The 14,572-nt window shown below is 73.1% G+C and carries 9 protein-coding genes; 5 read left to right on the forward strand and 4 right to left on the reverse strand.

Annotated elements, in window-relative coordinates; translation table 11 throughout:
- Positions 1 to 106: 106 nt before the first annotated feature.
- Positions 107 to 1,285 carry a DNA recombination protein RmuC gene (locus C569_RS0112710; protein ID WP_018786161.1) on the reverse strand — a complete coding sequence of 393 codons (1,179 nt, stop codon included), beginning with the start codon at positions 1,283 to 1,285 and terminating at the stop codon, positions 107 to 109.
- Between the two features lie 54 nt (positions 1,286 to 1,339).
- Between C569_RS0112710 and C569_RS0112715 the strand changes: the two genes are divergently transcribed.
- A complete protein-coding gene (locus C569_RS0112715; RefSeq protein WP_018786162.1) occupies positions 1,340 to 2,131 on the forward strand; it encodes a hypothetical protein in 792 nt (263 codons plus the stop codon).
- 82 nt (positions 2,132 to 2,213) lie between these two features.
- On the opposite strand, the gene ppc is transcribed toward C569_RS0112715, so the two are convergent.
- Together ppc and C569_RS0112725 are read right to left on the reverse strand one after the other, a co-directional pair.
- Complete coding sequence (gene ppc / locus C569_RS0112720) at positions 2,214 to 5,000, reverse strand: phosphoenolpyruvate carboxylase (protein WP_018786163.1); 2,787 nt, start codon at positions 4,998 to 5,000, stop codon at positions 2,214 to 2,216.
- Between the two features lie 123 nt (positions 5,001 to 5,123).
- Positions 5,124 to 6,152 carry a membrane protein gene (locus C569_RS0112725; RefSeq protein WP_018786164.1) on the reverse strand — a complete coding sequence of 343 codons (1,029 nt, stop codon included), beginning with the start codon at positions 6,150 to 6,152 and terminating at the stop codon, positions 5,124 to 5,126.
- Between the two features lie 84 nt (positions 6,153 to 6,236).
- On the opposite strand from C569_RS0112725, the gene C569_RS0112730 reads away from it, so the two are divergent.
- Positions 6,237 to 7,277, forward strand: coding sequence for a S66 peptidase family protein (locus C569_RS0112730; protein ID WP_018786165.1), 1,041 nt, complete (start codon positions 6,237 to 6,239; stop codon positions 7,275 to 7,277).
- 443 nt (positions 7,278 to 7,720) lie between these two features.
- On the opposite strand, the gene C569_RS0112735 is transcribed toward C569_RS0112730, so the two are convergent.
- The gene (locus C569_RS0112735; protein WP_018786166.1) at positions 7,721 to 8,623 is read right to left on the reverse strand and encodes a cyclase family protein; all 903 of its coding nucleotides are present in this window, start codon (positions 8,621 to 8,623) and stop codon (positions 7,721 to 7,723) included.
- A gap of 155 nt (positions 8,624 to 8,778) precedes the next feature.
- On the opposite strand from C569_RS0112735, the gene mfd reads away from it, so the two are divergent.
- The 3 genes from mfd (at position 8,779) to C569_RS0112750 (ending at position 14,365) form a co-directional block, all read left to right on the forward strand.
- Positions 8,779 to 12,444 (forward strand): transcription-repair coupling factor, encoded by a 3,666-nt coding sequence (gene mfd, locus C569_RS0112740; protein ID WP_018786167.1) that lies wholly within the window; start codon positions 8,779 to 8,781, stop codon positions 12,442 to 12,444.
- Positions 12,445 to 12,608: 164 nt separating this feature from the next.
- Positions 12,609 to 13,379 carry a SurA N-terminal domain-containing protein gene (locus tag C569_RS0112745; protein WP_018786168.1) on the forward strand — a complete coding sequence of 257 codons (771 nt, stop codon included), beginning with the start codon at positions 12,609 to 12,611 and terminating at the stop codon, positions 13,377 to 13,379.
- On the forward strand, positions 13,376 to 14,365 hold the full coding sequence (locus C569_RS0112750) for a nucleoside triphosphate pyrophosphohydrolase (protein WP_018786169.1): 990 nt from the start codon (positions 13,376 to 13,378) through the stop codon (positions 14,363 to 14,365). The genes C569_RS0112745 and C569_RS0112750 overlap by 4 nt, the downstream gene beginning before the upstream one ends.
- Positions 14,366 to 14,572 lie beyond the last annotated feature (207 nt).

A 14,572-nucleotide genomic window follows, 5' to 3' on the forward strand; every position in this document is an offset into this window, starting at 1 on the left:
ACGTGTGACGGTGATCCTGCGTGTCACGACGCCATGTGTCACTACCCGGATCGGGTTTGTGACCAGTCCGTGACACGGATCGGTCTACATCGTCACGTGTGCCGTGTTAGGCGTCGACGTCCGTCGACCTTTCGGCCGATGTGGACGGCGAGCCGAGCAGCTCCGGTGCCTGCGGCTGCCTCGGCGCCAGCTCGACCTGCGCCGGCGCGTCCAGCTCGTCGTCCGAGACGCCCAGCTCGGCCAGTTTGCGGGCGCTGACGAGCACCCGCGCCTCCAGCGAGCCCACCGCCCGGTTGTAGGCCGTCACCGCCCCGCTCAGCGAACTGCCGAGCTTGCCGACGTGGTCGCCCAGAGTGGACAGCCGCCCGTACAGCTCGCGGGCCAGCGAGTGGACCGTGGCGGCGTTGCGGGCCAGCGCCTCCTGCCGCCACGAGTAGGCCACCGTGCGCAGAAGCGCCACCAGCGTGGCCGGCGTGGCCAGCACCACGTTGCGGGCGAACGCGTGTTCCAGCAGAGACGGGTCGCGTTGCAGTGCCACGTCGAGGAACGGGTCCGCCGGCACGAACAGCACCACGAACTCGGGTGTCTGGTCGAACGCCGACCAGTAGGACTTGGCGGCCAGGCCGTCCACGTGCGCGCGCAGGTGCCGGGCGTGCGCGTCCAGGTGGGTGTCGCGGCCCCGCTCGTCGCGCGCCTCCATCGCGGTCAGGTACGCGTCGAACGGCGCCTTCGCGTCCACCACGACCGTCCGGCCGCCGTGCAGGCGTACCACCAGATCGGGGCGTACCCCCTGGTGGTCGGTCGCGGCGGTGACCTGCTCGCTGAAGTCGCAGTGTTCGAGCATGCCGGCGGCCTCGACGATCCGGCGGAGCTGGTGCTCACCCCAGCGGCCCCGCACCTGCGGCGCGCGCAGCGCGGCGACCAGCTGCTTGGTCTCGGTGCGCAGCTCGCCGGAGACGGCGCTCATGGACCGCACCTGCTCGCGCAGCTCGGCGTACGCGTCGACCCGGTCCCGCTCCAGTTCGGCCACCCGCTGCTCGTAGCGGCGCAGCGTGTCGTGCAGCGGCGCGACCGCGCGGGCCACCGCCTCCTGGGACTGTGCGGTGGCCTCGTAGCTGAGCGCCCGCATGGACTGCTCCAGCCGGCCCTCGCCGGCCTGGGTGGCGGCCAGCGTCGCCTCCAGGCGGGCGATGTCCGCCGCGGCCCGCGCCCGGGCGGCCAGCCAGCCCACCGCGCCGCCCGCGGCGAGGCAGAGCACCACCACGGCCAGCGTCGCAAAGCTCATGGCCAAGAGCTTGCCAAACGGGTACGACGGGCGCCCGGTGGGTACGTTCGAGTCATGGAATTCGCGTTGTGGCTGGTCCTGATTCTGCTGCTCGGGGGTGCCTTCGTGCTCTGGCGCCGGGGGAGCAGATCCCGTCAGGCCAACGAGCTGGCCGACGCCCGCGCCGAGGCGCAGCGCTGGTACGAGCGGCTCGGCGGCCAGCTGATGAACCTGCACGGCGAGGCCCCGGCGGTCCGGCAGGCGCTCGCCGACGCCGGTGAGCGGTACAACGCCGCCGGTTCGCAGCTGGAACAGGCGACCACGCCGCGCCAGTTCGGGCTGGCCCGGGAGACCGCGCTGGAGGGGCTGGCGTACATCCGGGCGGCGCGGACCGCGATGGGCATCGACCCGGGCCCGGAGCTGCCGCCGCTGGCCGCCGCGCAGGGCGCGGGCGCGCTCACCAAGGAGCGCGAGGTCGACGTGCAGGGGCAGACGTTCCGGGCCGGCCCGCAGCCGGGGAACGCGACGCCCTACTACTACCCGGGTGGCCGGTTCCAGGGGCGGCCGGTGCCGGCCGGCTGGTACTCCACGCCGTGGTGGAAGACCGCACTCGGCGCGGGCGTCGGCGTGGTCGGTGGTCTTCTGATCGCTGATGCGCTGTTCTCACCCGCGTTCGCCGACCCCGGGTACGGCGCCGGCTACCAGGAGGGGTTCGGCGACGGTCAGGACTTCGGTGACCAGGGCGGCGACATGGGTGGCGGCGACCAGGGCGGCGACTTCGGCGGCGGCGACTTCGGTGGCGGGGGCGACTTCGGTGGCTTCGGTGGCGGGGACTTCGGTGGTGACTTCGGCGGCGGCGACTTCTAGCCCGCGCCGTGCGCCGGTCGCAGGCGTTAAAAAGGGCCCCCTCCTATGCACGAGGCGTTAAGAGGGGGCCCTTCCTTACACCTCAGCCGGTGTTGCGCATGCCGGCGGCGATGCCGTTGACAGTGGTCAGCAGCGCCCGCTCCAGCGCGGTCCCGTCGTTCGGGGCCCGCCGCCCGCCCGGCGCGGTCACCACCGCCCGCCCGGCCGCGCCGGATTCGCGGTACTGCCGCAGCAACGCCACCTGGAGGTGGTGCAGCGGCTCCAGGTAGGTGTCCCGCACGGCGAGCGTGCGCTGCAGCACCGGCGAGTTGTCCAGCAGCGCCGGTGCGGCGGTGATCGCCAGCACCTCCTGCTTGGTCAGCTCGTACTCCTGCTCGATCTTGTCGAAGATCGGGTGCAGCTTCTTCGGCACCAGCGTCTCCACGTACCGCCGGGCGATGGTCAGGTCGGTCTTGGTCAGCATCATCTCGACGTTCGACAGGAACGTGCGGAAGAAGTGCCAGTTCCGGTTCATCTCGGCGAGCACGTCGGCCAGCCCGGCCGCCCGCGCGGCGGCCAGACCCGAGCCCACGCCGAACCAGCCCGGCACGATCTGCCGGGTCTGCGTCCAGCCGAACACCCACGGGATGGCGCGCAGGCCGGACAGGCCGGCGCCGGTGTTCGGGCGCTTCGCCGGCCGGGAGCCGATGTTCAGCGCGCCGAGCAGCTCGGTCGGGGTGGAGGCCCAGAAGTACGCGGGCAGGTCCGGGTCCTCGACCAGCGACCGGTACGACCGGAACGCCGACTCCGAGACGACGTCCATCGTCGCGTCCCAGCGCTCCAGCATCTCGGCCGGCTGCCGCGGCGCGGTGTGCAGCAGCGTGGCCTGGAGCACGGCGGCCACCGTCAGCTCCAGGTTCTCCCGGGCCAGCGCCGGCAGCGTGTACTTGTCGGAGATGACCTCGCCCTGCTCGGTCACCTTGATCGCGCCGTCGAGCGTGCCGTACGGCTGGGCCAGGATCGCGTCGTGCGTGGGCCCGCCACCACGGCCGACGGTGCCGCCCCGGCCGTGGAACAACCGCAGGTGTACGCCGTGCCGCGCGGCCACGTCCCGCAGCGCGCGCTGCGCCCGGTGGATGGACCACTGGCTGGTGGTGATGCCCGCCTCCTTGTTGGAGTCGGAGTAGCCGAGCATCACCTCCTGCACGTCGCCCCGGGCCGCCACGAGCGCCCGGTACGCGGGCAGCGACAGCATCTCGTCCAGCAGCTCACCACCGGTGTTCAGCTCGGCCGGGGTCTCCAGCAGCGGCACGATGCCGATGCGGGCGCGCCCCGAGTGCACGTCCACCAGGCCGGCCTCGCGGGCCAGCACCACGGCGGCGAGCACGTCGTCCACGCCGAGCGTCATCGAGATGATGTACGACTCGATGACCTCGGGGCCGAACCGGTCCTGCGCCTCGCGAATCGCCGCGAACACGTCGAACGTCTTGCGGGCCGACTCGGTGAGCGGGCTGTCCTGGGTGGAGAGGGGACGGCGGCCGGTCAGCTCGTCGGCGAGCAGCTTGGTGCGCTCCAGCCGGGACAGCGCCGGGTAGTCGGACACCTCGCCGACCGCCTCGTAGAGCTGGGCCAGCACCTCGTGGTGCTTCTCCGCGTGCTCCCGGATGTCCATGGTGGCCAGGTGCAGGCCGAACGCGGACACCGTACGGATGGCCGAGGCGAGCCGCCCCACGGCGGTGAGCTGGCCGGAGTTGCGGGCCAGCGACGCGCGCAGCAGCTCCAGGTCGGCGATCAGCTCGGTCGAGCCCCGGTAGTCCCGGCCCGGCACGTGCGGGGTGTCGGCCCGCAGCCGCTCCCGGGTGTTGGCGAGCTTCGCCTTCACGCACCGCGCCTTGAGCCGGTACGGCTCCTCCGCGTTGACCCGGCGGAACCGGGGCGCCACCTCGGGCAGCGCGTCCAGGTCCTTGGCCAGGCTGGCGGACAGGTCGAGCGACACCGCGCGCAGCCGCCGGGAGACGCTGACCTCGGTGATCAGCTCGTCCATCGCCTTCTCGGTGGCGGCGATGCCGTGCTCGTGCTGGATGCGCAGCACCTCGCGGGTGACCACCGGTGTGACGAACGGGTTGCCGTCGCGGTCGCCGCCGATCCAGGTGCCGAAGCTCAGCGGGCGCGACGTCGGCGACGTCTCCACGCCGAGCGTGCGCAGCGTGTCGGCGAGGTCGTCGAGGACCTGGGGCGCGGCCTCGGCGTACAGGTCGCGCAGGTAGTAGATCGCGTTGCGCGCCTCGTCGGTCGGGTCCGGCCGGTCGAGCCGCAGCTCGTCGGTCTGCCACATGAGATCGAGCAGTTCGGCCAGGCGGCGGTTCGCCGGGCCCTCGTCGCTGGCGCCGTACAGGATCGCGTTGGCGGTCTCGGTGTCCAGCTCGTCGGCGACCGCGCGCAGCTTGGACAGGATGGACCGGCGGGCGGCCTCGGTGGGGTGGGCGGTGAAGACCGGGCGCACGGCCAGCCGCCGGGCCGCGGCGGCGATCTCCTCGGCCGGTACGCCCCGCTCGGCGATCATCTTGGCCGCCTGGTCCAGCCAGCCGCCGTGGGTCGCCCGGCGGCGGCGCAGGTCCCGGGCGCGGTGCACCTGCTCGGTGATGTTCGCCAGGTGGAAGTAGGTGGAGAAGGCGCGGGCCAGTTTCGTGCCGGTGGTGACGTCGAGCCCGGCGAGGCGCTGGGCCGCGGCCGGCGCGTCGGATCGGACCTGGGCGCGGATCTCCTCGACCAGGTCGAGCAGCGGGCGGCCCTCCTGACGGGCGAGGGTCTGCCCGAGCAGCGTGCCGAGGCGGCGGATGTCGGCCCGGAGAGCGGCGTCGGGGCCGTCGTGGTCGTGCTGGTCGGTCACGGTTGCGCTCCTTACGCGAGGACGAAGGACAGCGCTGTCCGACTCCTCTGGATGGTATCCGCGCGGCCCCGGCGGACAGGAGGGGGACGGCGTGATGATCTGCACTCTGGGACGACCCGGAGGTCAGCCCTGCTTGACGGCGTGCCGATCCGGCTGGATTCGGCGGCGGGCGCGGAACGGCGTCGCGGTGAGCAGACCGGCCAGCCCGGCGACCACCCAGACCAGCAGTCCGGTCAGTGCCCAGCCGCCGCCGCGCCAGTCGAAGTAGATGGCCGACTTGAACAGGTCGGTGGCCAGGCCGGGCACGTTCCAGCGGTGCATCCCGCGCAGGAACGGCGGCAGGAACTCGGGCGCGTAGATGCCGCCGGAGCCGGGGTTGCCGAGCACCACGAGCAGCAGGATCACGATGCCGGTGCCGAGCAGTCCGAGCCAGCCCTGGACGGCGGCGGCGACCATCCCGGCCGCGAACGCGGCGAGCGCGCCGACCACCGCCACCGTCGCCACCTGATCGGGGAACACGCCGAGCACCGGTCCGACCAGGATCGCCCCGATGACGCCGAGCAGGATCGCGTGCACCGCGAGCGTGGCGATCCGCAGCCCGGCCCGGCGCAGGTCGCGCGGGCTGGTGCCGAGCGAGATGCCGAGCGCCGTGGACGCCAGGTAGCCGCCGAGCACCACGCCGACGGCCAGGTAGAACGGGACCAGGCCGCGCGGGTCGTCGGCGGAGACGGGAACGTCGTCGGTGACCTCCAGCGGCACGCCGGCCTGCCGGGCCGCCTCGGTGAACACGTCGGTGACGAGTTCGGTGGCGGCGGGCGCGCCCGCGCTGGCGGTGGCGAGCGTCAGGCCGCCGCCGGGGGCGGAGCTGAGCACCGCGTACACGGACCGGTCGTTGAGGCCGCCGAAGGCGGCGTCGCGGCTGTCGTACCCGACGGGTTCGACCGTGTCGGTGCGGGCGCGGACGGCGGACATCACGGCCTGGGCCTGCTGGTCGCTCGTGACGACGGCGACCGGCACGTCGCGCGGGTCCGGCTTGTGCAGGGCGCCGACGTAGGCGGCGATGAACGCGCTCGCCAGCGCCAGGGTGCCGAGGATCAGCGCCGCCGTTCGCGGCAGCCAGTCCCGGGTACGCAGCTCCGGCTCGTCGTCCACGGCCTCAGCCTATTGCGGGCATATGCCCGGCTCGTGGGGTTTCGTCGGGCGAAAACCGCTGGCCCGGGCCGATAGCGTCGGGCCATGACGGTGCCTGTCTATACCGCCAAACCGCAGCCGGGCGACCGCGTCGCGGTCGTCTCACCCTCCGCCGGCCTGCCGGGTCTCTTCCCCCACGTGTACGAGCTGGGGCTGCGCCGGCTCCGCGACGAGCTGGGGCTGGAACCGGTGGAATATCCGACCACCCGGGTCATGGGCGCCAACCCGCGCGACCGGGCGCGTGACCTGACCGCCGCGTTCGCCGACCCGACGATCACCGCCGTGCTGGCCACAGTCGGCGGGGACGACCTGATCACCGTCACTCCCTACCTGGACGACGACGTGCTGCGGGCCAACCCGAAGCCGTACTTCGGCTACTCGGACAACACCAACGTGCTCAACCACCTGTACCGGCTGGGCGTGGTCGGCTACCACGGCGGCTCGGTGCTGGTGCACCTCGGGCGCTCCGGCAAGCCGCACCCCCTCTCGCTCGACTCGCTGCGGGCCGCGCTGTTCACCACCGGCTGGTACGAGCTGACCGCCGCTCCCGAGTGGGGCGACGAGCCGTGCGACTGGCGCGACCCGGCCACGCTGGCCGAGGAGCCGCCGATGTACCCGTCCGAGGGCTGGCGCTGGCACGGCCCGGCCGAGGTGGTGCAGGGCCGGACCTGGGGCGGCAACCTGGAGATCCTGCACTGGCTGGCGGCGGCCGACCGGGTGCCGTCCGCCGCCGAGCTGGCCGGCTCGGTGCTGGTCGTCGAGACCTCGGAGGAGATGCCGCCGGCCGAGGAGGTCTTCCGGATCGTGCGCAACCTGGGCGAGCGCGGGCTGCTCGCCGGCTTCCCCGCGATCGTGGCCGGCCGCCCCAAGGCGTGGGACTTCGACCGGCCGCACTCCGTGGCGGAGCGGCTGTCCTGGGCCGCCGACCAGCGGGAGGCGATCCTGCGGGCGATCGGGCCGTACACCGACGACCCGGTGGTGGTCTTCGACGTCGACCTGGGCCACACCGACCCCCAGCTGATCATCCCGTACGGCGGCGAGATCCGGGTGGACGCGGTCGAGCGCCGGATCGCCGTGCGCTACTGAGCCCCGCCCGAGGGCACCTGCGCCGGGGACGTCGAACTCGGCGCAGAGTTCGGTGCGCTCGGTCAACTTGTCGCGCCTCCAGCGCCTGCTCCACCGACTCGACCCGGCAGCCCTCTCCTGGCAGCCGCGCCGCTCCATCCGCCGCTCCCTGCGGGTGGGTGGAACGTCATGTGTCTCTCCGGCCCGGTTTGGCACCCATGACGTTCCACCCACCGCCGTTTCACCGGCTGGATGGAACGTCATGGGTGTCTCCGGTCTGCTGTGGCACCCGTGGCGTTCCACCCGCCACCCTTTGCGACTCGACCCGCTGGCCGGGGTGCGGGCGGACGGCGGGCAGCGTGCGCGAGACACGAAAGATCCACTCCGCCTCGCCGAGGTGGCGGCGTCGGCGGGCGCTGATCCCCGCCACCTCGGCGCACTGGAGTGGATCTTGCGGAGCGGGATCAGACGATCGCGAAGGCGCGGACCGGGAACGTGCCCATTCCGGCGACCCGCGGCGGGGCGGCGGTGAACCGGAAGCCGGTCGGGGGCAGCGCGTCCAGGCCGGTCAGGTGCTCCACGATCGGCACCCCGGCGGCCAGCAGGCCGGTGTGCGCCGGGCGCTGACCCGCAGCGGCCGGAGTCATGTCGTCGATGTTGATCGAGTCGATGCCGACGAGCGCCGCGCCCGACTCGACCAGCCACTGCGCGCCGTCACCGGTCAGGTAGGGCGCCTCCGCGGCGGCGTACGCGTCGGTGCCGAAACGCTCGTCCCAGCCGGTGTGCAGCAGCACCGCGCACCCGGCCACGTCGTACGGGGCGAGCATCAGCCGGTCCACCGCCCGGGTGCCGGCCGGCACGCGTACCACCAGGCCGGGCAGGTCGGCGAGGCGGTCCAGCGGCACCCCGGTCAGGTCCGGGCCGTCGGCGAAGCGGTGCGACGGCGTGTCCACGTACGTGCCGGTGTTGGCGATCATGTCGATCCGCGCGACGTGGAACTCGACACCCGGCGCGTACCGCCCCCGGGACGCCTCCCGGGTCAGCCACTCGGTGACCTTCGGAGCGGGCCAGCCGGGCAGCGTGACCATCCCATCGGTGATCACGTGACTCAGCTCGACCAGCCGCCGGCCGCCGGAGACCGGGGGCTCGACGCCGCGCCCGCCCTTGTGCGGCTCCTCGACGACGGTCCGGTTGGTGATCCGTACCTCGCCGACCATGAGCAGCCCGAGGTGCCGGACCAGCAGTGCGGCCACCTCGTCGTCGGTGACGTCCGGGTGCGGCACGTCCAGCCGGAACCCGTCGGTGCGCAGACCGCCGCCGTTGGAGAAAACCACCTCCGCGTCGAAGACCGTCCGATACTCGACCATCCGTCCACCGCACCACGTCCGGTCGCGGCCGGTCAAGATCGAAGATCGGGTGGGCCCGGTTCGTCGGTGGAGGGGGATAGGCTCGAACGGTGCACCCCCCGTCCGGCTGGACGCGGGGTCGTCGTCGTGTGTCGATCCGCTGGAAGTGATCACTGATGCTCACCGGACTCTTCTCCGCCGCCCTGGCCGACCCGGGGTTGGCCCGGGCGCGTGACCTGGCGCGCTCCGGTGCCGCACAGGTCGACGGGCTCGACCTGACCGGCCCGGCCGCGCTGCGCCCGTTCGCGGTCGCAGCCGTCGCCGCCGACGAGCCGGCCGGCGGCGCGGGCCGCCCGGTGCTCGCGGTCACCGCCACCACCCGCGAGGCCGACGACCTGGCCTCCGCGCTGGGCAGCCTGCTGCCGCCGGAGCAGGTGGCGGTCTTCCCGTCCTGGGAGACGCTGCCGCACGAGCGCCTGTCGCCCCGCTCCGACACGGTCGGGCGGCGCCTCGCCGTGCTGCGCCGGCTCGCCCACCCGGACGCCGCCGACGCGCACGGCCGCACCGGGCCGCTGCGGGTCGTCGTCGCGCCCGTCCGGTCACTGCTCCAGCCGCAGCTCAAGGGCCTCGGCGACCTGGAACCGGTGCAGCTCGCCGCCGGGGACGAGGCCGACCTGGAGGACGTCGCCCGCCGGCTCACCGACATGGCGTACGCCCGGGTCGACCTGGTCACCAAGCGCGGCGAGTTCGCGGTACGCGGCGGCATCCTGGACGTCTTCCCGCCCACCGACGAGCACCCGTCCCGGGTCGAGTTCTGGGGCGACGAGGTGGAGGAGATCCGCACGTTCGCGGTAGCGGACCAGCGCACCATCGAGGGCGTAGCGCAGCTCTGGGCGCCGCCGTGCCGGGAGTTGCTGCTGACCCCGGCGGTGCGGGAGCGGGCCGCCGCGCTCGCCGCCGAGCACCTCGAGCTGGCCGAGATCCTGGACAAGCTGGCCGAGGGCATCCCGGTCGAGGGCATGGAGTCACTGGCCCCCGCCCTGATCGGTGCCGACGCGCTGGAACTGCTCATCGACTGCATGCCGGCCGGCACCCACGTACTCCTCTGCGACCCCGAGCGCATCCGCACCCGCGCGCACGACCTGGTCCGTACCTCGGAGGAGTTCCTCCAGGCCAGCTGGGCCGCGGCCGCCGTCGGCGGCCAGGCCCCGGTCGACCTCGGCGCCGCCGCCTTCAAGACCCTGGCCGAGGTACGCACGGCGGCCCGCGCCCTGCGCCAGCCCTGGTGGACGCTCGCGCCGTTCGGCCTGGTCGAGGCAGACGCGGCACCGGCCCGGCAGCCCTGGGAGGACGAGCCGGCCGCTGTCGACGTCACCCCCGACGACGCCATCGCGGTGAGCCTGGCCGCCCAGCCGGCTCCGCTCTACCACGGCGAGACCGCCCGGGTGGTCGACGACCTGTTGCGCTGGGCCGGTGAGGGCTGGTCGATCGCGCTCGTGTTCGAGGGGCACGGCCCCGCCCAGCGGGCCATCGAGGTGCTCCGCGACGCCGGGCTCGGCGCGCGGCTCACCGAGGAGGTGCCCACCGCGCCCGCACCTGGCGAACTGCTCGTGTCGTGCGGCTGCCTGACCGCCGGTTTCGTCGACGAGGCGTCGAAGTTCGTGCTGCTCACCGGCAACGACGTCACCGGCGGCCGGGGCACCTCCACCCGCGACATGCGCAAGATGCCCAGCCGGCGGCGCAACACCATCGACCCGCTGGAGCTGAAGGCCGGCGACCACGTGGTGCACGAGCAGCACGGCATCGGCCGGTACGTCGAGCTGGTGCAGCGCACGGTCAACGGTGCGAGCCGCGAATACCTGGTCATCGAGTACGCGCCGAGCAAGCGCGGCCAGCCCGGCGACCGCCTGTTCGTCCCCACCGACCAGCTCGACCAGCTCTCCCGCTACGTCGGCGGCGAGCAGCCCACGCTGCACAAGATGGGCGGCTCGGACTGGCAGAAGTCCAAGGCCCGGGCCCGCAAGGCGGTCCGTGAGATCGCCGCGCAGCTCATCCAGCTCTACGCCGCGCGCAAGGCGTCGAAGGGGCACAACTTCGGCCCCGACACCCCGTGGCAGCGGGAGCTGGAGGACGCGTTCCCCTGGCAGGAGACGCCCGACCAGCTGGCCGCCATCGAGGAGGTCAAGCGGGACATGGAGCAGACCGTCCCGATGGACCGGCTGATCTGCGGCGACGTGGGCTACGGCAAGACCGAGATCGCGGTCCGGGCGGCGTTCAAGGCGGTGCAGGACGGCAAGCAGGTGGCCGTGCTGGTGCCGACCACGCTGCTGGTGCAGCAGCACTACAACACGTTCGCCGAGCGGATGAGCCAGTTCCCGGTGTCGATCCGGCAGCTGTCCCGGTTCCAGACGCCGAAGGAGACCGAGCAGACGCTGGAGATGGCCGCCGCCGGCACCGTCGACATCGTCATCGGCACCCACCGGCTGCTCCAGGCGTCCACCCGGTTCAAGTCCCTCGGGCTGGTGATCATCGACGAGGAGCAGCGGTTCGGCGTCGAGCACAAGGAGCACCTGAAGACGCTGCGCGCCGCGGTCGACGTGCTCGCCATGTCGGCCACCCCGATCCCGCGCACGCTGGAGATGGCGATCACCGGCATCCGGGAGATGTCCACCATCGCCACCCCGCCGGAGGAGCGGCACCCGGTGCTCACGTTCGTCGGCGCGTACGACGACCGGCAAGTGGCCGCCTCCATCCACCGTGAGCTGCTGCGCGACGGCCAGGTCTTCTACCTGCACAACCGGGTCGAGTCGATCGAGAAGACGGCCCGCAGGCTGCGGGAGCTGGTGCCGGAGGCCCGGGTCGCGGTGGCGCACGGCCAGATGGGCGAGGAGGCGCTGGAGAAGGTGATGGTCGGCTTCTGGGAGAAGGAGTTCGACGTCCTGGTCTGCACCACGATCGTCGAATCAGGCATCGACATCCCGAACGCCAACACGCTCATCGTGGAGCGGGCCGACCTGCTCGGCCTGGCCCAGCTGCACCAGATCCGCGGCCGGGTCGGCCGGGGCCGGGAGCGGGCGTACGCGTACTTCCTCTACCCGCCGGAGAAGCCGCTCACCGAGAACGCGCACGAGCGGCTCGCCACCATCGCCCAGCACACCGAACTCGGCGCGGGCATGTACGTGGCGATGAAGGACCTGGAGATCCGCGGCGCCGGCAACCTGCTCGGCGGTGAGCAGTCCGGCCACATCGAGGGCGTCGGCTTCGACCTGTACGTGCGGATGGTCGGCGAGGCGGTGTCCGCCTTCAAGGGGGAGAGCGCGGAGTCTGGCGATATGGCGGCGGAGGTCCGTATTGATCTGCCGATCGACGCGCACCTGCCGCACGACTACGTGTCGGTGGAGCGGCTGCGTCTGGAGATGTACCGCAAGCTCGCCGAGGCCCGTGACTCCGAACGCCTGCGCGAGGTGGTCGCCGAGATGACCGACCGGTACGGCGAGCCGCCCGCGCCGGTGCAGAACCTGGTCGCGGTGGCGCGGTTCCGGCTGCTGGCCCGCCGCTACGGGCTGACCGACGTGTCGATGCAGGGCAAGCACATCCGGTTCGGCCCGCTGCCGCTACCCGACTCGAAGCAGATGCGGCTCAAGCGCTACCACCCGGACTCGGTCTACAAGCAGGCGCTCGACCAGGTCAGCGTGCCCCGGCCGAGCACCCGGCGGATCGGCGGCGAGCCGCTGCGCGACCAGGCGTTGCTGGAGTGGTGCGGGCAACTCCTGGCCGACGTTCTCGGCAAGCCCGAGGAGCTGGCCGGTGTTGCCAGCCCCGCAGTGGCGAGCGGAAGGTGACCCGGCAAGCCCGAGGAGCTGGCCGGTGTTGCCAGCCCCGCAGTGGCGAGCGGAAGGTGACCCGGCGAGCCCGAGGAGCTGGCCGGTGTTGCCAGCCGAGCGGTGGGTGCGCGATGAGGTGGGCGGAGTCACAGGCTGGTACTCGGCGTGAGAGAGTGACCCTCATGCGTGCTCGCCGTTCCCTCGTCGCCGTCAGCGTCGCGGCCCTCGCCGCGCTCTCTCTCGCCGCCTGTGGCCGATCCGCCCCGGACGTCGCCGCCTACGTCGGCGACACCCGGTACTCCGTCGACCGGGTCGACGCGATCTACGAGGACGCGCAGCGGCAGTACGCGGACGCGGTCCGTACCCAGGCCCCGCAGACGCCGTCGCCGGAGGAACTGCGGTCCCCGGTGACCCGGCAGGACGTGCTGAACCTGCTGGTCGCGCTCGACCTGGGCAAGCGTGTGGCGGCCGACAAGGGCCTCCAGGTCACCGACGAGGTCGCCCCGGAGCAGCTCCAGCAGCAGCTCCGCATGCCGGCGACCACCGAGTACACGAAGCTGTGGGGTGAGTGGGTCGACCTCTCCGCCACGCTCCAGCAGAGCCTGCCTCCGGCCGACCTCAGCGACGAGTCCCTGATGGCCGTCTACCGTGCCATCGAGAAGACCGGGGCGATCCAGCCGGGCCTGAGCGTCGCCGAGGTGCGGCAGGCGTTCGGCGAGGCCGGTTTCGTGCGTAGCGCCACGGCCCTCAGTAACGCGCTTCAGGAGCAGGCCGAGAAGTCGGACGTCCGCGTCAACCCGCGCTTCGGGGTCACCGGTGTGCCGTCGCTGGTCAACACCGGCCAGTCGCTCGTTTTCTACTCCCTGCCGTACGTCGACCAGGACGGCCCGGTCACCGACATCTCGACGCCGGAGGCGCCGGCCGGTGACTCGCCGGCTCCCGGAGCCGCATGACCGCGCGCATCGTCCTGCTCGTCACCTCACCCCGGCTCCCCGCCGGCCTGCTGACCTCGGCCGCGTGGGACGCCGTACGCTCCGCACCGGTCCTCGCCGGTGCGGAGAGCGAGCTGACCCGGGCGGTCCGGGCGGCCGGCGCCGACGTGGGCGTGGTGACCGAGGGTGCGACCCAGGCCCTGCTCGACGCCGCGTCGGCGCACGGCGGGGCGGTGTGGCTGGCCGGTCCGGCCGGCGACGAGACGCTGGCCCGTGAGCTGGGGCTGCGGCTGGCCCGGGAGCCCGGCCTGGCCGAGCTGGAACTGATGTACGGCTCGTGGGATCCGCCCGGTGCCCGGCTGCTCGACGCGGTCGAGGTGATGGACCGGCTGGCCTCCCCGGGCGGCGATCCGTGGAAGCGGGCGCAGACCCACCGCACCCTGGCGGGTTTCCTGCTGGAGGAGTGCTACGAGGCGTACGACGCGATCAGCGCCGACGACACCGACGCGCTCCGCGAGGAACTGGGTGACGTGCTGCTCCAGGTGCTGCTGCACGCCCGGCTGGCGGAGAACCTGCCGGAGGGCGAGAGCTGGACCGTCGACGACGTCGCGGGCACCCTGGTCGACAAGATGGTCCGGCGCAACCCGCACGTGTTCTCCGGCGCGCCGGCCGGCTCGATCGAGGAGATCGAGGCGAACTGGGAGCGGATCAAGCGGGCCGAGAAGACCCGCGACTCGGTGCTCGACGGCATCGCGCTGAGCCAGCCCGCGCTCTCGCTGGCCGCGAAGATCCTGGATCGGGCCGGCCGGGTCGGCCTCGCCGTGCCGCCCCCGCTGGCCGAGTCGCAGGTGGATCCGGAGGCCCGGCTCGGCGCGAGCCTGTTGGCCACTGTCGCCGCCGCCCGGCAGGCCGGTATCGATCCGGAGGCCGCGCTGCGGCGGGCCACGTTGGCGTACGCCGAAGCGGTCCGAGCCGCCGAACGCGCCACCCCGGACCACCCCGCCTGACCCAAGCCGCCCCCGCCCGCGACGCCGCCCCGCACCCCGCCCCAGGCCCGCCTGCGCCCACCCCGGCCCGCGATCTTGCACTTGCTGCCCCGTGGATGTCGCGAATGGCCCATCCGCCCGGGCGCAAAGTGCAAGATCGCCGCAGATGGCCGCCCGTCTCCCGCCACGCGAGACATGCAGTCCACATTCCGGCCTGCCCGGGCCGTG

The organism is Micromonospora sp. CNB394 (assembly GCF_000374985.1).
Lineage (GTDB): Bacteria > Actinomycetota > Actinomycetes > Mycobacteriales > Micromonosporaceae > Micromonospora > Micromonospora marina.